The organism is Nocardia sp. NPDC006982 (assembly GCF_042869435.1).
Taxonomy (GTDB): domain Bacteria; phylum Actinomycetota; class Actinomycetes; order Mycobacteriales; family Mycobacteriaceae; genus Nocardia.
On sequence record NZ_JBIAFV010000030.1, the window covers coordinates 24194 to 46440 of the forward strand.

The 22247-nt window shown below is 62.6% G+C and carries 16 protein-coding genes; 8 read left to right on the top strand and 8 right to left on the bottom strand.

Annotated elements, in window-relative coordinates:
- Window positions 1–52: 52 nt before the first annotated feature.
- The 7 genes from ACFYOW_RS46230 to ACFYOW_RS46260 form a co-directional block, all read right to left on the bottom strand.
- Window positions 53–316: a hypothetical protein gene (locus tag ACFYOW_RS46230; protein WP_387297987.1), complete on the bottom strand. Its 264-nt coding sequence runs from the start codon at window positions 314–316 to the stop codon at window positions 53–55.
- 7 nt (window positions 317–323) lie between these two features.
- Window positions 324–821, bottom strand: a complete 498-nt coding sequence (locus tag ACFYOW_RS46235; protein WP_387297989.1) for a DUF4192 family protein — start codon at window positions 819–821, stop codon at window positions 324–326.
- Between the two features lie 282 nt (window positions 822–1103).
- Complete coding sequence (locus ACFYOW_RS46240) at window positions 1104–1505, bottom strand: hypothetical protein (RefSeq protein ID WP_387297992.1); 402 nt, start codon at window positions 1503–1505, stop codon at window positions 1104–1106.
- A gap of 202 nt (window positions 1506–1707) precedes the next feature.
- Complete coding sequence (locus ACFYOW_RS46245) at window positions 1708–3681, bottom strand: hypothetical protein (protein ID WP_387297994.1); 1974 nt, start codon at window positions 3679–3681, stop codon at window positions 1708–1710.
- 1890 nt (window positions 3682–5571) lie between these two features.
- Complete coding sequence (locus ACFYOW_RS46250; RefSeq protein WP_387297996.1) at window positions 5572–6153, bottom strand: hypothetical protein; 582 nt, start codon at window positions 6151–6153, stop codon at window positions 5572–5574.
- A gap of 51 nt (window positions 6154–6204) precedes the next feature.
- Window positions 6205–6882 carry a hypothetical protein gene (locus tag ACFYOW_RS46255; RefSeq protein ID WP_387297998.1) on the bottom strand — a complete coding sequence of 226 codons (678 nt, stop codon included), beginning with the start codon at window positions 6880–6882 and terminating at the stop codon, window positions 6205–6207.
- A gap of 245 nt (window positions 6883–7127) precedes the next feature.
- On the bottom strand, window positions 7128–7721 hold the full coding sequence (locus tag ACFYOW_RS46260; RefSeq protein WP_387298000.1) for a hypothetical protein: 594 nt from the start codon (window positions 7719–7721) through the stop codon (window positions 7128–7130).
- A 924-nt stretch (window positions 7722–8645) separates the two neighbouring features.
- Here ACFYOW_RS46260 and ACFYOW_RS46265 point away from each other — a divergent pair.
- The 6 genes from ACFYOW_RS46265 to ACFYOW_RS46290 all read left to right on the top strand — a co-directional run bounded on the left by ACFYOW_RS46265 (window position 8646) and on the right by ACFYOW_RS46290 (window position 18357).
- Window positions 8646–9476 carry a hypothetical protein gene (locus tag ACFYOW_RS46265; protein WP_387298002.1) on the top strand — a complete coding sequence of 277 codons (831 nt, stop codon included), beginning with the start codon at window positions 8646–8648 and terminating at the stop codon, window positions 9474–9476.
- On the top strand, window positions 9473–11308 hold the full coding sequence (locus ACFYOW_RS46270) for a hypothetical protein (protein WP_387298004.1): 1836 nt from the start codon (window positions 9473–9475) through the stop codon (window positions 11306–11308). The genes ACFYOW_RS46265 and ACFYOW_RS46270 overlap by 4 nt, the downstream gene beginning before the upstream one ends.
- Window positions 11305–13386, top strand: coding sequence for a hypothetical protein (locus ACFYOW_RS46275; RefSeq protein WP_387298006.1), 2082 nt, complete (start codon window positions 11305–11307; stop codon window positions 13384–13386). The genes ACFYOW_RS46270 and ACFYOW_RS46275 overlap by 4 nt, the downstream gene beginning before the upstream one ends.
- Window positions 13383–13799 (top strand): hypothetical protein, encoded by a 417-nt coding sequence (locus ACFYOW_RS46280; RefSeq protein ID WP_387298008.1) that lies wholly within the window; start codon window positions 13383–13385, stop codon window positions 13797–13799. The genes ACFYOW_RS46275 and ACFYOW_RS46280 overlap by 4 nt, the downstream gene beginning before the upstream one ends.
- Before the next feature lie 171 nt (window positions 13800–13970).
- Entirely contained in the window at window positions 13971–14345 is a 375-nt protein-coding gene (locus tag ACFYOW_RS46285) for a hypothetical protein (RefSeq protein WP_387298010.1), read from the top strand.
- A gap of 121 nt (window positions 14346–14466) precedes the next feature.
- Window positions 14467–18357 carry a hypothetical protein gene (locus ACFYOW_RS46290; RefSeq protein WP_387298012.1) on the top strand — a complete coding sequence of 1297 codons (3891 nt, stop codon included), beginning with the start codon at window positions 14467–14469 and terminating at the stop codon, window positions 18355–18357.
- Window positions 18358–18561: 204 nt separating this feature from the next.
- On the opposite strand, the gene ACFYOW_RS46295 is transcribed toward ACFYOW_RS46290, so the two are convergent.
- Complete coding sequence (locus ACFYOW_RS46295) at window positions 18562–19140, bottom strand: hypothetical protein (protein WP_387298014.1); 579 nt, start codon at window positions 19138–19140, stop codon at window positions 18562–18564.
- Between the two features lie 459 nt (window positions 19141–19599).
- Between ACFYOW_RS46295 and ACFYOW_RS46300 the strand changes: the two genes are divergently transcribed.
- Together ACFYOW_RS46300 and ACFYOW_RS46305 are read left to right on the top strand one after the other, a co-directional pair.
- Complete coding sequence (locus ACFYOW_RS46300) at window positions 19600–21114, top strand: RNA-directed DNA polymerase (protein ID WP_387298016.1); 1515 nt, start codon at window positions 19600–19602, stop codon at window positions 21112–21114.
- Window positions 21096–21785 carry a hypothetical protein gene (locus ACFYOW_RS46305; protein WP_387298018.1) on the top strand — a complete coding sequence of 230 codons (690 nt, stop codon included), beginning with the start codon at window positions 21096–21098 and terminating at the stop codon, window positions 21783–21785. The genes ACFYOW_RS46300 and ACFYOW_RS46305 overlap by 19 nt, the downstream gene beginning before the upstream one ends.
- Window positions 21786–22247 lie beyond the last annotated feature (462 nt).

Genomic DNA, 22247 nt, shown 5'->3' on the forward strand with positions numbered 1-22247 from the left:
TCCGCAGTGGACTTGTGCGACAAGTTGGTTGATGTCCGTCGTGATTGATGCGTCAGTATTGTCCTACTGCGTTGTCGTCGGTGTGTGTCATGTTGCGGACGGATCTGATGTCTTTGTCCGGCACGGTCAGGATCAGTGTCCAACGGCCCTGGATTTGTGAATGGATTGTCCACCTGCCCTTGTTCCGGCCCGGAAAGATGGATGTGGATACAGGATGGGGAACCGTTATCTGGTGGGCTTGCAGGTAGGTGATTCGGCCATCGGACCAGGTGATTTTGTAGGTGTCGAGCGGGCCGTAGTCGAAGGTGTCACTCATATCCGGGTCACTCCGTCCGGTTTTCGATTAATTCGAGGGTGTTTTTGGCTCGGTTGGCCGTTTTGGTGACGGTTTCGTCCGCAAGATGCGGGGCGACGAGGTTCTCCATGCATGCCTGCAGAAGCCGCGCGTATTGCCCGGAGGGGTTGGCTTGCAGCGCGGCCACGGTTGTGGCATCGGCGAGTGGTCCCCCGCCTTCCGGGATATAGCTGGTGTAGGCCAGCAGCGTGGTGGCCGTCGCGCGATCGCCAGCGCTGAGCGCACGAGTCAACAATGCCCAAAGCGACTGGGCCGCAGTGCCAGCGTCGCCGGTGATGGTCGCCTGCAGGATGTCTCGTACCGGTCGATATCGAAGCGCCACAGCAATTTCCGCGATCGCAGCTGCCATAGGAGTAGCACCCGATGCGACATCAGCGAGGTGGGCATAGACCGTGTCGATCTGAGCGCGATGAAACGCTGCTGCGTCGGGAGTGTCGAGGAGTTGGCGGGCGAGGTGGTCTGTCATCGACAGTGGTCTGCGATTTCAGCCAAGTGCGGCTGCACCTGGTCGTGCAGTGCACCGTCGGTAGCAATGTGTTCGGCGGCTTCGGTGGGGGATAACCGGGCCTCGGGAAGTCCGATGACCTCGTTCTCGAGCCGCTGTGCGGTATGGGCGAGGTTTGCGACGGCACCTGATTCGAGGCTGCAGGTCAGACTCCACCACGGCGGTGCTGCTCAATGGTGGTGACAGCCCACGCCCCATCGATGCTCAGGTGGCAGCGCCTAAGCACCATGTCTACTTCCTCGATCAGCAATTGGTGCCGGCGGTCGCATTGACCAGTGGTCTTCGGTGTGGCATTGCGATCGACCACGACAGCGAAACAGTCGTGGGTTCGAACACACGGCAGAGCTGCCCGATCGGTTGTGCCGGCAGGTGTTGTGGCGCATTAAGAAATGACGCGATACCCAGCTCGAGTACAGCGAACTGGGCGCGGGCCTCGGTAGGGATCGTCTTGAACATGATCAGCACCACGACCTGATGCTCTGGAACCAATCCGAGCAGGGCGGGAACGGCGGCGATGACGGCGCTGGGAGCGAGTGATGGCTTGTAGCGGGACATTTTCAGCTTCCTCATGGCCGTGACGTGTGATTGTCCTGGCGTATGGTGGATTGTCGGATAATGAGTTCGACGGCTGACGGCACTGATCACGGCTCTTGCTGGTGCCAGCACCCTCGAACCGCGCGCTGGTCTCATGGCTTCCATGAGCGGGTTGTTTCCAGGACGGGGCGAGTGGCTAATGGGCTAGCACCACTTCGGCTCGCCCCTGAAGCAGGGGCAGGCCGAAGCGCGAGACAATCAGCGGTGATCGCGTGCACCATGATTCGATTGCTCGTGTGGTGATTCGCGGTGACTATGCGGCGTGTTCGAATTCTGCGGATGCGAACTCGGTAGCATCGGAGTCGTTGTCACCGATGGCGAACTCCGTGGTGTCGAAATCCGAGTCTCCCACGTCGGGGCTCATCGGGCTCTCGGGCTCACTCTCCTCTAGAGTTTCGGTCGATTCTGGCCTGTCTTGCAGCGATTCCACGCCGGAATCGGCCTCAGGGTCATCCGCATCAACGGAGTCGATCTCTTCGACGGCCTTGGGGGCGGGTGCCTCGGTGAGTCCGGCGAGGACCTGATCGGGGGTGAGCTCCCCGGTCAGGATCTTCTCGTAGGGCTGCGGTTTGTAGTCCAGAGAGGTCTCCAGTAGCCGGAAGTACGCAGCCCATAAGGGATTTCGGCGCCGACGCCAAGTGGCTGCCTCGGTCTTGAGGTTGGGTACGATGTCGGCCTCGACAGCAGCGACCGCCCGCAGCGCTGCTCGGAGTCCGCCGTGGTTGTCGCGTGCCTTGACTCCGTCGCTACTCGGTGTGGCGGGAACCTGTTTGCCGAATTCTTTGACGAGTTCCGCGGCGGCGAACCTGTTGAGTAGCTCGGGGTGGTCGTTGACCATGCCGATCAACTCGAGCATCCCGGGGTCGATGGTCTTGCGCTCGGTGAACCACTTCTTGATCACTTCAGAACGCCGAACCTTGGTGGTGGAGCGTGATTTGACGTTGAGCTTCTTGGTCCGATCGTTTGCAGCGGCTTTCGCACGGGCGTCGGCGGCCTCCTTCTCCTCACGTGCTGAGCGGGCTTCGATGGACTCGGAGTTCGAGTTGATCGAGCGCCCGACATTGTCACCAGACTGGTCGTCGTCGGGTTCGACGATGGAACTCAGGCCAGCTGCGTCCAGGTCGATGCAGAGGTACCGAGGAAGGTACTTCTCGTGCTTGATGACGTCGCGAACGTGGAAGCAGCCGACATCGGGGTCTGCGTCGGGATAGATCCCGGTGTGCTCATCGACATCAGCGGGGTCGATGAGCTCACCCGTTTCCGCATGCGTGATGTGCTGGATCAGGACTACCGCGAATCGCTCAGGGTGTTCGATGACGTCCTGCTCGGTTGGCGCGACCCCGTCCGCAGTGACGAGTGTGCCCAACGGGCGGTAGCCGGGGTCGTCGAAGTCGGGCTCGTCGGCGAGCACTGTGAAGCCTCGGCCTGTGAAGTCCTCCACGGCATGGTTGTAAGCAACTTCGAGCCGCTCGGCGGTTGCGGCCGCCTCGATTTCAGCTTGCTGTTGCGCGGCGAGCAGCTCCTGCTCCTCGACCAGCTCCGCGAAGAGATGCTCGAATTCGCCACGCTGTTCTGCGTCGATGAGCGCCCGCATCGCGTCCGGATCATGACCGAAGCGTTCTTCTGCCATGCCTGCATGAAGGATGTTGAGCTGGTGGGCATTGACCGCCGCCGTTGCCGCCGGGGATTTGGCAATGACCTTAGCGGCCTTGACCTCCTGCTTGGTCATGCCCAGCCGCTTTCGGACTGTGGTCTGGCTGACGTTGACATCGAAGAGCATCGCCGCGGCGCACAGACGGTCAGCCTCGGTCTGATCGAACCGGAATTTGCCAGTGGAGAACTGGCGGCCGACGCGATCGATGACCTTCTGCTTCTGGTCCTCGGTCAGATCAGGGGGCAGGACCGCGATCCAGGCGCGACGTTTGGCGTCGCGCAGTGCGAGTGTCCGGTGCCACCCGTCTTCGACCTCGAACCGGTTGTCCGAGCGGCGCCACGAGACGACGATCGGGACATAATTGCCGTTCTCGGCGATATCGAGATTGAAATCGTCCGACCGGGGCTTCTCCGGCCTGTTGGGAGCACGAACCAGGAGGTCGGGGTTGATGTAGAACGTCCGCCCGGCTGGCTCGAGATCAGGGTGGCTGTCTTCGAGGGCGGGCGCGATGTGGGTAGCGTCATCGAAGTCGAGGTCCTCGACTTCGAGTGGTGCGATGGTGGCGATGGTCATGCCGGTTGAGACTCCTTTCGATGGGATAGGTGAGAAACGTCCGCGGCTTTGAAGTCACGCGGGATCCAGCAGGGAAATACCGAGAGTCGGTGAGCTGGGACTCCAGCGGCCGTCAGCGCGTATACGCCCTCGCAATTGCGGAATGCTGGGGCGCCCGATGAGTCGATTCGCCTACTGCCGTTTCCGGTTCCGCGCCCGAACGGATGTCCTCCTGGCCGGAGGAAGTGTTTGGTCGCTGACCGTCTATCAATCGCGCGAATAGGGCGGGGCTCGGGTAGGACGCCTGGGTCTCACTGAGCCGAGCAGATCTCGACCGCGGCCGCGCGCGACGATCGTGACGGATTGTGAAGCTGGCACAGTGCGGTGTGCAGCGTGCGATGAACTGAGCGAGCTTCGGCACGCGCGGGGCGGGTGACCACGGCGAAGGCGATCCACATCGTCCTGAGAGTTGCGATGCAGACGACCAACTTCGTCCTGTCCTGCTGGGTTTGTCCCTACGTTGGGGCTGACGCAGAGCCGGAAGCTGTCGCCGTGAGTGATGTGAATCGTTCTGTCAGTGCGGCGGTTGTCGAAATCGAAGCTGCGCCGTGGCGCGGGTGTGTGACGAGATCCGTGATCGCTTGCTCCTACGTGGGTGCGATCAGGTACTGGTTGTGCTGCTTGGAGGCAAATCTCAGAGGGCGGGAATTAGGTCGGTGCTGTCGGCGAGGAGTTGTTCACGGATGGGAATCGGCCCTGTCAGCCGAATCCCGAGCATTGTCTCGAGTGCATCAGAGAACTCGCGTTTGTCGGTGCCGGCGTAGTGGCCTGCGAAGCGAGGGCGGCCAAACCGGTTTATGCCCGTGGGTTCGATTGCTACCGGCTCGAGGCAGACGTCGGGCATTGCGCAGGTAGTGCGCTCTCGCACCACGATCGCGACGGCCGCGGATCGCGCGGCGAGGAGTGGGACGTGCGGCCACTGTGCTGGTGTGTGGAAGGTAGAGGTGCCGCTGCGGGTGTCGAACAGTCCCACGAGGAACAGCTGCGCATGGTGCAGGCTTACACCGGGACGCCAGCGTGCTGTGTGTTCGGGATAGACGGTGGGCCGGTACACCGTGAGAGGAAGTGCCCGGACACCCTCGAACAGATGTGATGCGGCTGCGGGTTGGTCAGTGTGCGTAGTGGTCACAGATCGTTGTCCCTTTCGGTTCAGTGATGCTGGGGCTGGGCGCATTGTTTCGCGATTCCCGGCCCCGCGGGTTAGTGCCCGGTTTCGATGGGGTGAGGTCGGCGAGGACCGATCCCTCGGCTGGTGGACTCGACCGTGTTGGTCTCTCGCGGGTTGGTTCGTGGTCATATCGATCTCCGAGGTCTGTGTGGCCGGGATTGGGTTTGTGGTGGCTCGCCAGGAGCTGCAGCCGTAGAGTCGGCCACGCCCGGCGTCAGTTCTGCTGGTCCCGCCACTGATCGCCGTGGTCGGCGATGCCTTGCTCGATTGCTGCGACGGCCATCTCCTGCGTGTTGTGCCGGGTGAATCCACCGAATTGATTGGTGGAGTAGAAGTATCCGAACCGTTCTTCGATGTGCCAGATCCGCTTGGCTCGATTCAGCGTGGTTCCCTTCGGGATCGTTGCGGCGGAGAATGCCGATGTCGGTCATGATTTGATGGGCGGGGCCGTACGGTGCGGTGAGACGGAGCCGGACGGTGTAAGCGATCGATAACGCGAACCGTTCCGCCGTCGCGCGTGATGGCCCCAGACCCTCAGCCGGCGCACTACATCTGACGGCATGCCGTCGCGGCGGTAGCACTGCTCGACCAAGATGACGACAACCAAGAAGCAGAACCTGATCGGTGGTGCAGCCATACCTCTCAGGTCGGGGCGCTCTCGTGTTGCGGGGCTGCATGTTCGGTCATGGTTGTTGGTCCCTCCGCGAGGCGACCCGACTGTGCCGTCGGGTGCGTTCGGGCTCGGCGGAGGTGGATCCGGCTTCCTGCGCTTGCGCGGGTCGGTCGATGCGGGATTGGGCAAAGGCGATCTTGGCGGCCTGCAGTCGTTGCGGGGTGTGCCATTGCTCGAGCACGACACGGTGCAAGCCTGCTATAGCGTTGGTGACATCGGCCCGCGATCGACTGTCGGGACGAGGTGATGCGGATCCGTCTCGTGCTCTAGGCGTTTCACCCGCATTCAGGTTGTCACCGACCGGTGTTGGATCGGGGTGTGGGGCGAGCCAGAGGTAGGAGAAGGACCCGAGATCCTCAACGCCGTCGACGGTGACGGCCGCGGTTAAGGCTTGGCTGGAGTGGTGCTCGGCGGGCAGATGTGGTGCGAGTTGGATTCGCAGGTACCAGGCCCCTTCGGAGCCGCGTGGATACTCGTAGTAGTTGTAGCCCAGGGCGATCAGCCCGGTGACGGGTCCTGATGCGATGAGAACCGCGGCACCGTGTATATCGACTTCAGTTGTCTCGGTGATGGTTTGGTCTGATATGAACATGACTGTGTCGCTATGATCTTTCGGATCGAAGGAATTGACAGCACTTAACGGCTAATGCCGGTGTCCGGCTCGCCGGAGGAGGTAGTCGAGCAGGACATCGACGGCAGCGATGTCGGCCTGTCCAGCCCAGGGATCTCGGCCGCGGTTGAGCGCATCATGCAGGCGGGTCGCATCGCGGATGACGAATCGTGGATCGATGGCGAGGACGCCCGGTGGGCTGTGCGCCCAGAAGGCGAGGCTCGAGCACACACGGTCGCTTTCTGGCAGTAGTGCTGAGACACCAGAGCCGTCGCTGAACCAGTGGCGGGCGATGACCTTCGCGGCGGTGTCAGTGAGGATGTATGCCGGCCCCTGCTCGGTGATGTCGCTCCGCACACGCTCGTATCGGCGCTGCCACCAGTGAGCGCAGGCGTTGTCGGCGCATTTGCTGATGGTGTACGTCAGGCGGTGTCCGCCGATGAGGATGTCTTCGGTGAGGTCGGCGGCCTCCTCAAGAGTGGCTTTCGTGGCCGTGAAGATCAGAGAGGCGATGGTGTCGCAGGTGCAGTAAAAGTCGGCGAGCAGTCGTGGTTGGGCGCTGCCCGGGTTGTCGGTGTGTGCGTCGGCGAGTGAAAGTAGCTGGTGGGCAAGATGGTCCAGGGCGAGGTCGGCGGAGTCGAACAGCGTGACCTCGAAATCGCCGGGCTCGGATTTGCACAGGTGGTAGTGCGGGACGGTAGGGGTGTCCACGGAATAGGCTCCTGAAAGTTGCGGACGTCGAGCCCCAGCGGCCTGTGATGGGGGTGTGGTCGCGCGTGGGCCGGAAGCGACCGTGACGGGATTGCGTTAGTAGAGAAAGGATTTGGTTGTTGGCTGAGGCGCTGATGGATTATTCGGCGTTCGGTCGTGGCGGGCAGTCAGAGCCAGCTGAGGTAGGGGTTGGGGCGGGATGTATGAGCGCCGATCTTCCGGTCACAACGAAGTTCGCGTGTAACTCACGCCTCGGCTTGCGCGGTCAGGCGGGGATGAGTTCGGTGTGCGGGGTGTGGGTGGCTGTAGTGTCGAGGTAGTCGGTGGCGTCGAGGTCGAGTGCGCGTATCCTGTCGGGAACGCGTGCGGCCCAATGGGTTTCGAACCCGTTCCTTTGTTTGGCGTGGACGGTGGCGGTTGGCGGTATGTGGGTAGGCGTCGGCGGGGTCGTGCTCTTCCAGCCACAGCCGGGTGTGCGCCCTGTCGGTGGTCGATACAACCCGCAGGTGGGTGGAAAGGTCATCGAGCAACGTGCGCGTGTCGGTGCGTGTTCCGCGGCGGATGATGTCGATCGACCGCCACGCGGTCGCGCGTTCGAAATACACCCGCCGTACCCGATACAACGCCCACTGAATGGTTTCCATGTGCCGGTCGGCCAGCTGCAGCACAGGTGTCGCGTCGTCGGCGGCGAGCCGGTCGGTGAGGCTGCCAGCTCTGCCGAACAACGGCGTGTTGCGGTTGAGGGCGAGACTGACGTACTCGTCCACGACGTGCCGGTAGCTTTCCTGTGGGGCGGCGCGGAAACGGTCGAGCTGCGCCGGCCAGCTTCGCTTGGACACATAGCAGCATTGGCGGCAACAGGATTTGCCCCACTCCACCCCGAATATGTCCATGAGATAGTCCGAGCAGTCCTGCCGTGTCCAGCCCGCAGCGTGCAACGGATAGATCGTGTGGCGTCGCCCGCCGAGAGTGACCGAGGAATCGGTGTGTATGCGACGTTCCTCCTCGACGTATGTATGCGCGGACGGTGTCCGCGTTGATAGCTTCCCGCGGTGCAGATCAGTGGGTGGCAGGTTCGGTTCACGCGTCGAGCTCGTCGATGTCCGACGGAGCCGCGACCGTTACTGGTGGAGTTGGGGCCGATTGCGGATTGGCTTGACACTGAGTCGATTCCGGACGGGACACCATTCCTGGTGGCGCCTGATGGTAGCTACGACGTAGTGCTGAACGGGTATTTCCTGTCGTTGCGGATGGCGGCAGCGTCGCGGCACACCCACGATGCGGTGGCTCGGGATCTCGCTCGTTTTCTCGAATTCCTGTGGTTTCACCGTCCTTGCGTTGATGGTGGGGGTGGAGTGGGGCGTCCTCGGACGTGGCGTGATGCCGACGCTGAGGACCGGCGTGTGTTCGAGTTGTGGCGCTGTCGTGATGAGGCAGGGCCGCTGGTGGCGGCATCGACGTGGGAACGTGAGGTGTCGTCGGTGAATACGTTCTATCGGTGGGCGGTTCGGGCCGGGCATGTGGCGAGATCGCCGATAGTGCAGCGGCGCAGTCGAACTCGAGCGAATGGAAGAGGATCGGGCGAGCTGGAAACGGCAGCTGAGCGTCGTCCGGATGTGCGTCGGGATCGGGTGGAGTGGTTGACGCCGCGGGCGTATCGGGCATGGCGGGATGTGGGGTTGCTCGGATACGGGCGGGACGGTATGCCGGATTCGTCGTTTCGGGGGGCACGAGGGGGCCGCAACTCCGCATATGCGGACATCATGATCCGTACCGGGTTGCGGCTGGAGGAGCAGTCGAGCCTGACGGTGCTTGAGCTGCCGAGCCGGGACGGCTTCCACGGTTACCACCGGCAATGGCTGCCCGCGGCGATTGCCAAATTCGGATCGGCCCGCAACATTTACTTCCCGGACAGCGTGCTGCGCGATGTGTGGTCCTACGTTGAGATCGACCGGGCGGCGGCGGTCACGGCGGCGCGGGCGGCTGGTCGTTACGAGTATGTCGTCGATCCGCTGATCATCGACCATCCGGAGCGAGCCGCGGTGCGCTTCGGTGGTCGGTGGGTCGGGGTCGAGCGGTTGAATCCAGCCCAACGAGTCCGGCTGCTGCGGTTCACGCCGGACGGGTTGGAGCCGGCGGCGTTGTGGCTGGGGGAGGATGGCACACCGTTGAGCCTCTCGGCGTGGAAGTCGGTGTTCCGCAGGGGAAGTGAGCGTTGTGCCGGGCAGGGTTTAGCGGTGTATTGCCATCCGCACATGTTGCGTCATAGCTTCGCCGTGACCACTTTAGAGCACTTGCAGCGCGGGCACCTCGACGCCTTGGCGTCGATGGATCCCCAGCAGCGTCGTCACTACCGGATGGTGTTCGGTGATCCGCTGGACTGGGTACGGCGTCGACTCGGGCATCGGTCCGTGGAGACCACTCAAAAGTACCTGCACACCCTGGCCGAATTGGAGATGGAAACAAGGATGGCGCTGGTCGGCGACGCATGGGAGGACCCGCGTTTGCTGCGTCCGGCCGACCTCACCACCGAGACGCTCGTCCATGGTGCGGCCGGTTCGCGGGAAGCCGAGGGCGAGGAGCAGGCGCCGTGAGCGAGACAGCTGGCGGGCGCGGTGGTGCGGCCGGTACGCGCCGGGGCCGTCCCTCGCGCCAGCCCGCATCCGTCTACGACCCCGCCCCGCCGGTCATGGTGGCCGGGGACCGCTTGGTGGTGGAATTCGTCGGCCGCGACAACAGACGCAGGACCTACGACTTCACCGAAGTGCCGGTGCCGGGAATGCGGGCGGACCTCGCGGCGGCGTATGCCATCCGGGTCGGTCATACCGGCACGCTGCACACGTTGGCCAGTGCGAACAACGCGTGGGTGGCGGTCAAGCGGTTCACGAGTTTTCTCGCCGCCCTGACGACACCGCCGTCGACGATTGCCGATATCACCGTCTCGCACTTGAAGCGGTACCGATCAGCGAAGTTGGAGACCACCACCGAAGTCGCAGTGCTGGCCGAAATGCGTCGGATCTGCCGAGTGCTGATGGAGATCCCCGAACAACGTCTTCAGCCCGATACGCGGTCATATCTGCGGGTTGTGCAGCTCGCGACGGCGCCCGATCGGCATGGAGTGCCTGGATACTCCGACGAGGTCTTTCATGCGATCATGCGCGCCGCACGGTCGGATATTGCGGCCATTCGCGCCCGCATCCGCGCGGGCGAGCAACTCCTGACTCGGGCGGGGAAGCCGGGGACGCTTACCGAGGCACAACAGCGCGAGGCCGGGGAGTTGGCGCAACTCGCCGCGACCGGTGAAGTGCCGCTGTTGCGGTTCCCCAACGGCTCACCGAACCCGCGAGCACGACGCGACTACGCGGCACGGCTGTTCCTTGTCAGCGCTGACCTGGCACCGCTGGTGCTGCTCGGAGTCGGGCTGACCGGCCGCAACGGTGAAACAATCAAAGAGCTGCCCGCAGCGCACCGGCTGCTCGACGATCGCGCTGTGCAACTCGAGATCATCAAGCGCCGCCGCGGTGCAGGACACTGGTTTGCCGACGTCGCCTGGGAGATCGGCGACGACAACCGAGCCCTGCACACCCCGGGCGGGTTCTACCTGCTGCTGATGGGACTCACGGCGCGGTCACGTCGGTTCAGCGGATCGCGCACTGTGTGGTCGGTGTGGTTGAACGGCACCGTCGGCGACGGACTCCGCGACCACGGCGGGCATGTGGATCCCTTCGCGAAGTCTCTGACCCGGAGCATGTACCTGAGTCGGTGGGCGCGCCGCCACGGATTGACCGAGAACGGAAAACCGCTGGTGCTGACCATGAACCGGGTCAAGACCACAGTCGAGCGACGCGTCACCCGCGCAGCAGGCGGGCACCTGCCCTCAGCGGTGCGCACCAACACCCAGGACGTATTGTTCTCCAGCTACCTCGCTGGCGACCCCGAGGTCCGCGACTGGGCGCAGCAGGTGATCACCGAGGCGATCGGCGATGCGGAAACCGCTGCCCGCGAAGCGCATCGGCGAATCATCGCCGGGAACAACGGCCCAGTCCCGGTGCTCGGCACCGACGCCGATGCCGCCGCAGGTGCCGTGACATCGACGGTGTTCGCGTCATGTCGCGCGATCGACGACAGCCCGTTCAACGACGGTGTATGTCGAGCGTCGTTTCTGGCCTGTTTCGCATGTCGGAATGCTGCGGTGACCGCAGAGCACCTGCCCGGCCTGCTCGATCTACTCGCCGAGTTGGAGCGCCGATGGAACGACAGCACCGCCGAGGACTGGTGGCGCCGATACGGGCAGGTGTGGCTGTCGATCACCGAGGACATCCTGCCCGCCTTCACGCCAAACCAACTCAACGACGCTCGATCATGCAGCGATGGACGCAGCGCGCGGCTGCTGGATCTGCTGGAAGGACCGAAAGATATTCGATGACCACCGCGATCCCAATCACCAACGCCGTCGACCGGATCGACCCCAACGCCCTTGTGCTGGGCCAACGACCGCTGCGGCAGGGCGCCGATCTGGCAGGTACGTCACGTTACAGCGAGGACCGATGGGACCTGTCACGCGCGGTGTTGCAGAAACAACAGCCATCGTGGGTATTGGACTTCACCACCCTGCCGCCGTCGTTTCTCGCCACGGCCAAGCAACTGTTCTATTGCCAACTCACTGGTGATCTGCCCGAGGGAGAACGCCCAAGGAGCATCGCTTCGATCCGGACGGAATTCAGCGCGTTCAAGGTTCTGTTCACCCGGCTGCACGAGCGCGGCCGCCGAAGCTTGGCCGAGGTCGTGCCCGACGATATCGCGGCGGTGCTCAAACATCTTGTCCACGAAGGCAAATCGAGGAGCTGGCGTGGCACCGTGCGCAGCAGCGCGGCCGATCTGTGGACCTACCGCTGCCGGCTCACCGACGCGCTGCGGTTCGACCCGGCGACCGTGTTGGACGGCATCGAGGAGGTCCGGGGCGGCCGGGGCGAGAACACCACCGACCGCATCAGTGAACCCGTTCTCGGTCCGCTGCTGGGGTGGGCGCTGCGGTATGTCCAAGAACTGTCCGGCGACATCCTCGCCGCCAGAACGGAATGGGCGCAGTTGTTCGCTCGCCACTGGACACGACGCGAGCAACGTCGCCCCGCTGGCAGCAAGACGGCCACTCCGCTGCTGGTGACCGTGCTCGACCGATACCTGCGCGAGAAGCGGCCGCTGCCCGGCGGCCCAGTCGGTGTCAACCACTCGCACCTGGCGCGGGAGGTCGACGCCACCCGCAGCAGCCTCAAGTGCATCAGAAACCTCGCCTTGATCGACGCGGCCGCGCAACAGGTCGGCGTCGACGACGACTCCTATCTATGGTCGCCGATGACTGCGGTGATCGCTGGGCAACCATGGCTGCACCGCATGGGGTATGCGGACTACGCCGCCTACGAACAGCGCCTGAGCACCGCGTGCTACATCGTGATCGCCTACCTGTCGGGAATGCGAGACAGCGAGGTCAAACACCTGCGACGCGGCTGCTTGACCACAACCTCCGACAGCAGCGGACGGTTGACCCGCCACCAGGTGACCAGCAGAGCGTTCAAGGGTGAAGCCACGGCCGAGGGCGTCGAGGCGACCTGGGTCGTCGGAACCCCTGTGGCCCAGGCGATCGGAATTCTCGAGCAACTCCACCCCGCCGACCAGCCCTGGCTGTTCGCGCCGCTGTCCACTGGCCAACACCCCAACCGACGGCGCGGCGGACGCGTCTTCGTCAACGAGGCGCTGACTAGCAAAGCCACCAACCAGGACATCGCCGGATTCATCGCCTGGGTCAACACCTACTGCGCCACGCGGAACCTGCCCGACGCGATCCCCGACATCGACGGGCATCCGGCTCGGGTGACGACACGCCAATTCCGACGGACCCTGGCCTGGTTCATCGCAGGCCGCCCCGGCGGCTCCATCGCAGGCGCCATCGCCTACCGCCACCACAGCGTGCAAATGTTCGAAGGCTACGCGGGAACCTCCAGCTCCGGATTCCGCGCCGAAGTCGAGGCCGAACAGGCCCTGGCCCGAGGTGAAGACCTCGCGATGATGGTCGAACGTCACGAACACGAGCACCTGACCGGCCCCGCAGCCGACGAGGGACGCCGCCGGTTGGTCGAATACGATCGCCACATCCGATTCCAGGGCATAGTGCCACGCGACCGCCGTCAATTCGCGAAGTTGATCGCCCAGCACGATCCACACGTCCACCCCGGACGCTACGTCACCTGCATCCACAACCCGGACAAAGCGTTGTGCCACAACGGAAACAACACCAACCCGACCATGGGTGACTGCCGTCCGCTGGCATGTCGCAACGCCGCGATCACAGCCGACAACGCCACCGCCTGGCACGAGCACCTGCGTGACATCGACCGAGAACTCGACACCGACATCCTCACCCCCTACGTCACCGCGCGGCTGCGAGCTCGCCGCGACCAGATCCGGCGACTCATCGACAACGGCGACGAACCCCGAGGCGACCAATGACCGCACCGACGCAATCGCAGGTTCAGGCCGCAGCCGCCGAGGTCCTGGCTCGCGCTCGCGAAACCGGAGTCCGCGCCACCGTGACCGCGCTGGCTCAACACGCGGGCATAACCCGGCCCACGCTCTACCGTAACCATCCCGCCCTCGTGCAACGTTTCCTCGCCGACGCAGCCGAAGCCGCAGCACCGTCACTGCGCCTGCACCACGCCTCACCCAACGACGAACTGCGAGAACGAAACACCCGATTACGGGAGCAAAACCAGCAACTGCGATTACACCTGGACCTCTACGAGGAGCACATCCGCCGACTCACGATCGAAAACACGCGACTGTATACCGCCCTCTCCGGCGCCGGGCACATTCCGGATCTATCCCTACACCGCCAACAGCGAACGATCAACGACAGCCACTGACCTCGGTCGGCGTGCGGGTGTTGTCGACGATGAGGCGCGCCGGTCGTGTTCGGCTGCCTCGGGCCGGGTTTCGTCGCTGTGCCCGATTCTGGGTGCAATCCGGCTGTGAAGTCGCACCCGAAGGTCTCGGCTTGTAGCCTTGGCGCTCAACGTGTCTGGGAGGGACCGACTATGGATCCATTGACCATCATCGTCACCGCTTTGATCGCGGGAGCCGCAACTGGGGGCAGGGACGCTGCGTCCGCAGTGGTCCGTGACGGGTACACGGCGGTGCGCGACCGTATCTTCCGCGGTGGCGCCGATTCCGAAACCACTGCGGCGATCGAAGCCAACGAGGCAGCACCCGGTAGCAATGTCGCCGAGATCGAAGCGGCACTGACGCGTCGCCGTCTGGTCGACGACTCCGAACTACTGTCCGCCGCAGCCGAGTTGCTGGCGCGGCTACCGTCCGACCGCGTCGAGCGGGCCGGCAGCCGGATCGATCTGAGCCACGCCCAGGGTGTTCAGATCGGTGACCACACTACCCAGCACAACACCTTCCGGTGACGGCACCGATGCCCAGCACACGCCCACCGGTCCGGTGGTGCCGGGCTGCCACGGTGGGGGCTGGCCTAATCGGTCGAGTACTGCATCTCGATGAGCGGGGTGCGGGGTCGTTTGGGGCGGTGTGGACGTAGACGATGTCGGTCACGAGTCCACCAACGCGGTGGCCGGCGCCCAGCCAACAATGGACCTACGTGGTGCGCAGGGTGTGGCGGTCGGCAATTTCAATACGCTGTACATCTATAACTATCGCGGGACGTGGACTGATGCTGTCGCGCCGTCGCCGCTGATCGATGTCCGCGGAGACGTCGAATCGCCCTACCGCGGATTGGGGTCGTTCACCGAATGCGATGCGGGGCTCTTCTTCGGCCGTGACGCCGCCATCGCCGCTGTGCTGCAGCGACTCTCACACTGCGCGCGGCAACCGTCGATTCTGATGGTGTCCGGGGTGTCGGGCGCGGGCAAGTCCTCGTTGCTGCGCGCAGGGGTCCTGCCACGCATCCGCGGCGGGGGCCTGGCCGGGGCACCGCAGGCGCACACATGGCCGCGCCTGGTGCTCACCCCCGGGCACACCCCGCTCGACAGGCTCGCGCTGGGAACCGCGCAGTTGGCCGGGCTAGACGCTGCCACGGTGCGGCGAGAGCTGCGCGCCGATCCCGCCGCGTTCGTGCTCACCGCATCCCAGGCCGCACAGACACCAGCGGGGTCGCCAGCAGATGGGGATCACAAGCGACTGCTGCTCGTCATCGATCAGTTCGAGCAAGTATTCACCCAATGCCCTGACCCGGCCGACCGCAAGGCGTTCGTGAACGCCCTCCACGCCGCTGCGACGGTCGACCACACCCACTCCGACGTTCCTGCGGCATTGGTGGTGCTGGTGGTGCGCGCCGATTTCGAGGCCCGTTGCGCGGACTACGAGCATCTGGGCGAGGCGATCCAGAACCGCTACCTGGTCACCGCGATGACCGAACGACAGCTGCGGTCGGCGATCACCGAACCGGCCAAGCAAGCCGGACACCGCGTCGACGACGACCTCACCGAGCAGCTGATCCGCGAAATCCGCACCCGCACATACGATCCGGCTTCGACCGCGACCTCGGCGACGCTGTCGAGCGCCGGGGTGCTGCCGCTGCTTTCACACGCCCTGGACCAGGCATGGCGCATCCGCGCCGGCGACACCCTAACCGTCACCGACTACGAACGCACCGGCGGTATCGAACGCGCCGTCGCCGACAGCGCGCAACGCGCCTACGACGGACTCACCCCGTCCCAGCAGACGGTGGCGCGGCAGATCTTCACCCGACTCACCGTCCCCGGCAGCGACGGCGCCGACACCGCCGACCGCATACACCGCCACGAGCTCACCCCTACTGGCACCGACACCAAAGACATCGACGCCGTGCTTGAGGCGTTCGCCGCCGAGCGTCTGCTCACCTTGGGCGCGGACACCGTCGAGATCAGCCACGAAGCGCTGCTCACAGCCTGGCCGCTGCTGCGCGACACGTGGCTGGCCGAAACCCGCGCCGACCGCGCGATCTGCGCTCGCCTGCACACCGCTGCCACCGAATGGGCCCGCCACTCCCGTGACCCTTCCTACCTCTACTCCGGCAGCATCCTGGACTCCGCCACCATGACCGCCGCCCGCGTCACGGACAACCCGGCACGGTACGCCCCACTCAGCGACACCGACAAACAATTCCTCACCGCCGCCACCCGCGCCCAACACGCCCGCACCCGCCGACGCCGAGCCCTACTCAGCGTCCTGATCCTGCTGGTCGTCGCCCTGACCGCCACCACAATCATCGCGCTACGCGCCAGCCAGGAACGAGCCGCGCAGCTGCGGCTGCAGACGGGGCGGATCCTGGCCAGGGAATCAATGCGCGTTGCCGACACCGACGCGGGCGCGGCGCTGCAGTTCGCTCAGGCAGCCGGTCGATACGCACCCGACGACCCGGAGGTCCAGGCGGCACTGTTGTATCAACAGGTCCGGACCATTTCGGAGGTCTCCCGAAAACCGGTGCCGTGGAGCCAGCCGAGACTGGCCCACGCGAACGCAGACGGATCCCTCGTCGCGATCACCGAAGGTGACCACGACACCACTATCTGGGCCGATCTCGATTCCAACCCACGACTCATCTGGCGGCTGCCGCCGGCAACCTCCAAAGTCGAGGATATGGGTCTCAGCGCAAACGGTGCAACGTTTGCAGCGATCACCACGAATGGCAACGTCGTGGTCTGGAACCTACGGAATCGGACCGGACCGAAGACTGTCCGCTCCGCCCAACCCGACGCGATGCCGGGAGCTACCAAGATGGCCATGTCCGAGGACGGACGCTGGCTTGCGCTCTCCTTCGACCAGCACCGCGCCCGCGAACCAGAACCGGCACTTACTCAGACGAGGCCTATCGGTGATCCCGACCTGCTTGAGCTCTATGACCTGTCTCCGACCGAGCCGCAGCGGGTCACGGTCACCCCACCTGACGACAGCGTCGATCAATACCCGCAGTACATCGATCCTGATGGAACCTCGATCTGGTTTGCTGAACGCCCAGCGGTGGGGAGTACTCGCCGCGTAGTCCGCGATACCGCGTCGGGCAGGATCCTGCGTGAGCTGCCGTCGGGCTCGCTGAGCCGCGACGGCACGATCGTCGACTGCGTGGACGGCAAGCGGATTGTGTGGGACGGAAAAACCGGTGCAAAACGCTTCCAGTGGGATCTCCCAAAATATGCTCCATGCAATTTCAGGGAGAGCTTCGACCTGTCCAGCAGGTATCTGATCATGAAGAATGGTATCGATGGTGATTCACTAGACCTGATCAACGTCCTCGACCTGAAGACAGGCAAGTACTACAGACACGAAACGCGCTATATTGACCGCCTGAATACACTGATGCGGCCTACCGACCGCGGGCCGCAGATTACAGCCCTAACCGGGAGTGACCTGATCACCTTCGCTCCTGCGGCTCCAATCGCGAACCCGTACGAATTCAACCAATCAGGGGGCGAAGTCGTTTGGGGCCGCGATCCACGAGTCGTCGTGGTAGTCGAGAGGAACTGGCCTGAGCCAGAGCGTCTACATGTGATCGAGCTCTGGCCCGAACAGCGGGAAGTCGTGAATACGACGGTAGAACGCGGACCTTACGCGGTCGATGACAGTCGTGTCACCCGCGACGGCCGGTTACTCGTCATCGCCGGAATACACGGCGACGTGACGATCTACGCGTTGCCGGAGCTACGAATCGTCGGGCGGTTCTCACTGCCGATCCCACACGAGCTTGAGCCACGAAACGACTGGGAGAGCCATGCCTCGATCATCCAGTCGGACGGCAACGAGATCGGATTCCTGTACGCCGGCCTACTGACCCGGTGGCGGCTCGACGACAGCCAACAGATCGGTACAGCGTTGCCGATGTGGCGCAACGACACAGAGATTCAAGCGGTCGCAAGATATGCGAAGGCATTTCCGGTACCGGACCACCCAAACGAGTTCGTGATGGTCACCCCCGACGAGCTTGTCGTCCGACATGTTCACGATGGCCACGTAATTCATTCGATGCACTTCGAACCGTACGATCTCCCCCAGCAATCATCTTTCCTGAACGCCTCAACGATCTACACCGTGACCAAGAGCGGAAGGACCGCGCTGCTGAACCTGGAAAGCGGTACCATCTCGCAAGCCCCGCAACCGATGCCACATGGCGATACGGTCCGGATGACTCCGTCCGGTCTGCTCCTTGCCGTGAGCCGTATGGGTGATTCCGTCGAGGTCTGGGACTATGCTCGCAGCACCCGGCTGTTCGCCATCAAGTTGCCCGGAAGCGGTCTGGAAGGGCCCGCAAAGCTCGTCGGCGAAACACTGTATGTGTTGAGGCAGAGCGGCCTCGTCACGATCAACCTCGACCGCTCGGATATGATGCGACGACTCTGCGCGATCAGCGACCGCGACTACACCCAGACCGAACGGGACACGCTTCCCGTTGGCGTGGACACGACGCCACCGTGTCGCGGCAAATGAGCGACTCTCAGGGGGATGAGCCCAAAGCGGCCACAGCCTGATCTCTATGTGTTCGGTTGTGGGAGTAGCGACCCGCTCACCGGCATGGTCGATATGTTTCGCGCCGAACGGCACCCACCTTGGCCACCAGCGGCGGTGACGGGTGAGGTTGTGGGATGTCAGGTTCATCCTGTCGCGGTCCTCTGCAACAAGGTAGAGGCACTTTCACCCATGACCAGTGGAAGCAGTACGCGCCACCAGGAACGGCATACCGGCAGCTGTGCCTCTGACACATGCCATGCCACCCTCCACGAGCCCGCCGAGGTTCGGCCCCCTGACCAACGGAACTCTAATGGACAATGGACACATAACAATTCGGCGACATAAATCAACGTTGTAGCCGATCGCGTGGAAGTACGGTCGATCGCCGAGTTCGCCGGCCCGCCATGTATCCAGCGGCCAGCCCTTCGCTTTCTCCGAACAGCTGCGGCTGTTCAGAGTGGGCATCACGCCGTTGTCGCGGTGCTCGGTGCTGAGCGCGAAGATTTTCTCCGAATGCGGGTGCAGCACTGTCGGTTGGCGGGTGTCCTGCAGGACGTGAATCCCGTCCTCGCGGCGCGGCCCGGCGCGCGCGACCTCGACGGTACGAATGTTGTGCTGACGCAGCAACGGCAGTACGTGCTCCTCGGCCAGATCGCACGTACTGCGCCATTCGTCACCTGTCTGCGCGGTGATGACTAACAGTTGGGCGGACAGGTCGTGCAGATGCGGAGGCCGGAACCCTGAATCCAGGATGGTGCGCACGATAGCCGCCGTGCTCTCGGTGCCGAGCCATCTCGCACCGGTTCTGAATTGTTGCTTGTCGGTCCATTCACCCGCGTGTCTGGGAGGCGCCTTGGAAGAGGCATCGGTGCTGACGCATTCCTGGCCTAGCCCGGATACGTCCGGTGTGGTTCGAAACGGACTGCGAGGTCTGTGCTTGAAGCCTATTTCACGGCAGAACCCCGGCTGTTGGTGTAACGGAGCCCGTCGGCAACCCGATGGACGTGGACAGTCGGTGATCTTGGAAGATAATCAACGGTGCGCAAGCCGGTGTACTGAGGATCGCCAGCTGAAGTATGATCTTCGACCTGGTCACTAGTAAGTAAAATAGGGGATAGATAAGTGCCTCTTCTGGATTCGGCGGCTATCGAGCGGGCAGTCCATAACGTCGCGCACTGGGGAGACACGGATGTCTTTCCACTACCATTCGAGAATCATGTCATGCACGACTTGCCGTCAGAAGTATCGGCGCTGTTGTCGCAAGTTGAGCGGACATTCGACACTCGAATAAAGAACGAGGTAATAGACAGTTATTCGACTCTGGCGCCTGTGGGGTACGCAGGGTTTCGATGGGCAACTCAGATTGATCCTATGTGGAACGCTTATCTTCTCGCGCTCGTATTGAGCATATCTGACCAGATCGAGTCAGCTCGGGTGCCTGAGCTAAGAGAGAACGTCTTCTCCTACCGATATCGGTCGACACCGGGTGAGGGGTTGTTCGCCCAGGAAAGCTGGAAACAGTTTCAGGATAAGACAAGGGAGCTTGCGGGCGGAACGGGTTATGTGATCGCTGCCGACATCGCCGATTTCTACTCTCGAATATATCATCACCGGCTCGAAAACGCCTTGCGGGACGTGGATATCGATGGCGGGATAACCCGCCAAATAATGGAGATCCTAAGCAAGCTTTCGAACAATACATCTTATGGACTGCCGGTTGGTGGACCGGCAGCAAGAATTATGGCTGAGCTGGTCCTGAACCGGGTGGATCGGCTCTTGCTGGCAGAACCGGCCACACGAACGTTCTGCCGATATGCGGACGATTATAGGTTTTTTGTCCCCGACATGGAATCTGCCTACAGCGCCATTGGATTCCTGTCTGAGAAGCTTCTTCGCAACGAAGGTCTTTCGCTACAGAAGAGCAAGACGCGAATTATGACTTCAACGGAGTACCTCTCCACGCTGGATCCGCCAGCTGCTGTCCGTGGTAGTGCTGCCCGCTTCCTTGGGCTACATTTGCACTATGATCCATACTCCGCGACAGCCGATGAGGACTACGAAAACCTTAAGAATCAAATTGAGGAGTTTGACATCCTCGCGCTTCTTCGAGCTGAAATGGATAAAGGCCGCATCCACACTGCACTCACACGCCGACTGGTTGCCTCTCTCAGCTACCTAGATGACATACCGAGACGTCAAGCGGCACTATCGCTATTGGAGAACCTTGAGACGCTCGTGCCGGTGACGCCGCAGGTAATGGTTGCCCTCCGGGGGGCCATTGATCAGGTAGGGGACGACGATTTTTCAGAAGAGGTCACACATCGCCTGAGGGAAATGATTGAAGACTCTCATTTCATTTCCAGGGTTGACCTAAACCTTGCGTATATGATCAGGACTTTGGCTGGAAAGAAGTCGTTCGAGAATGAGCAGCTTTTAATAAACCTGTTCAATGCATCGCATGGGTTCAGGGGCGGGCCAGCGCCTATTATCCAGCGAGACATAGTTCTTACGCTGGCGCGCTGGCGGACAAGTTACTGGCTTAGTGACCAAAAGAACTATATTGCTTCTGCGCACCCGTGGGTGAGGCGTGCCTTCTGGGTTGCGTCGTACACTCTCGGTGATGAGGGGAAGCATTGGAGGCGGGCGAACGTACCCGGCGAGGGAACATTAGAGCTTGTTGTGCGGGACTGGGCGTCTAAAAAGGTGCAGGAAAATACATGGGAGGTTCCGGTGTGATTTCGGTAGGTATTTTCGCGCGCCAGAACTCTATCTGGGAGCGTGTTGCGCCGACGCTAGATGAAGTATCTAGATGGGCGAATGAGAATTATCGATCGCTCGGGAATCCGGTGCGTGGTCAGTCCGATCCCGGGCGGCATTCTATTATCTCAGAAGTAGCCTTTCTCATGGCTAAGAATGATACGCTGAGCGCCGCGCTGGATCAAGCTGAAATAGAGCGGCAAGCGCGGGAGTTCGTTACCCGGCTTCCCCGGTCTGAGATGGCTCACGCTGCGTTGACTGAAGCCGAGTGGGATGAGGCTCATAAACTTTCTGTCGAAATCATCAAGTACACTCATTGGAAAAAGGGAGTCGAATTCAGTCCTTCGATTCCGGGTTGCGGGATAGTTGATTCGGCTGTGGCCGATGTCCTTTCCGGGTCTGAGCTAATTGAGATCAAGGCCGTTGCAAGGCCTTTTCGTAGCAAGGATTTCCGGCAGGTCTTGACATATTCGGCAATGCTGTACGGTTCGGGGGTGACATTAGGGGCCGTGACACTGCTGAATCCGCGAAAATCTCGGGTAGTTACGCTGAATCTCAACGACCTGGCAGTATCTGGCAGCGGAAAGTCGAATGTTGAAGTGATGCAGGATCTTATGATGTGGATGACCGGATTACAGATATCCGCGTAAGTCGAGGTCCGCTCCGAGCTTGAGCATCTCGCGATGCCATCGTCTGCATGGTCGAACACGCTCTATCCACAACGACGGAGTTATCAGTCAGCGCCCCAAGGCTTCTGGTAGCGATGTCCAGGCTGCGGGGCTTCGGATAACGCCGGCGCAGTCGCAAAGTGCGGGAATTGGTCTGCTTAGAAGCAGTCGCCAGACTCGGCGAAGACCTAACGCTGACGCGCGCAAGTGGGGGCCTGGTTCGCGTGGATTGGGTACCGAGAACTCGCAACAATTCGAAACTGGCTAGAGACCAAGCCCCCATGACCAGACGAGGGGCCAATCATCCATGTCGACTACGGCGGTCGGTGAATCCGGCAGGTCGAACAGTCCTGGGCTGCTCCCAATGAATGAGACCATCTGGTATTAGAGTCCCGTTTGGCCTGATGAGGGCCGAGAAGGGACACTGATCGACATGGCAGGACG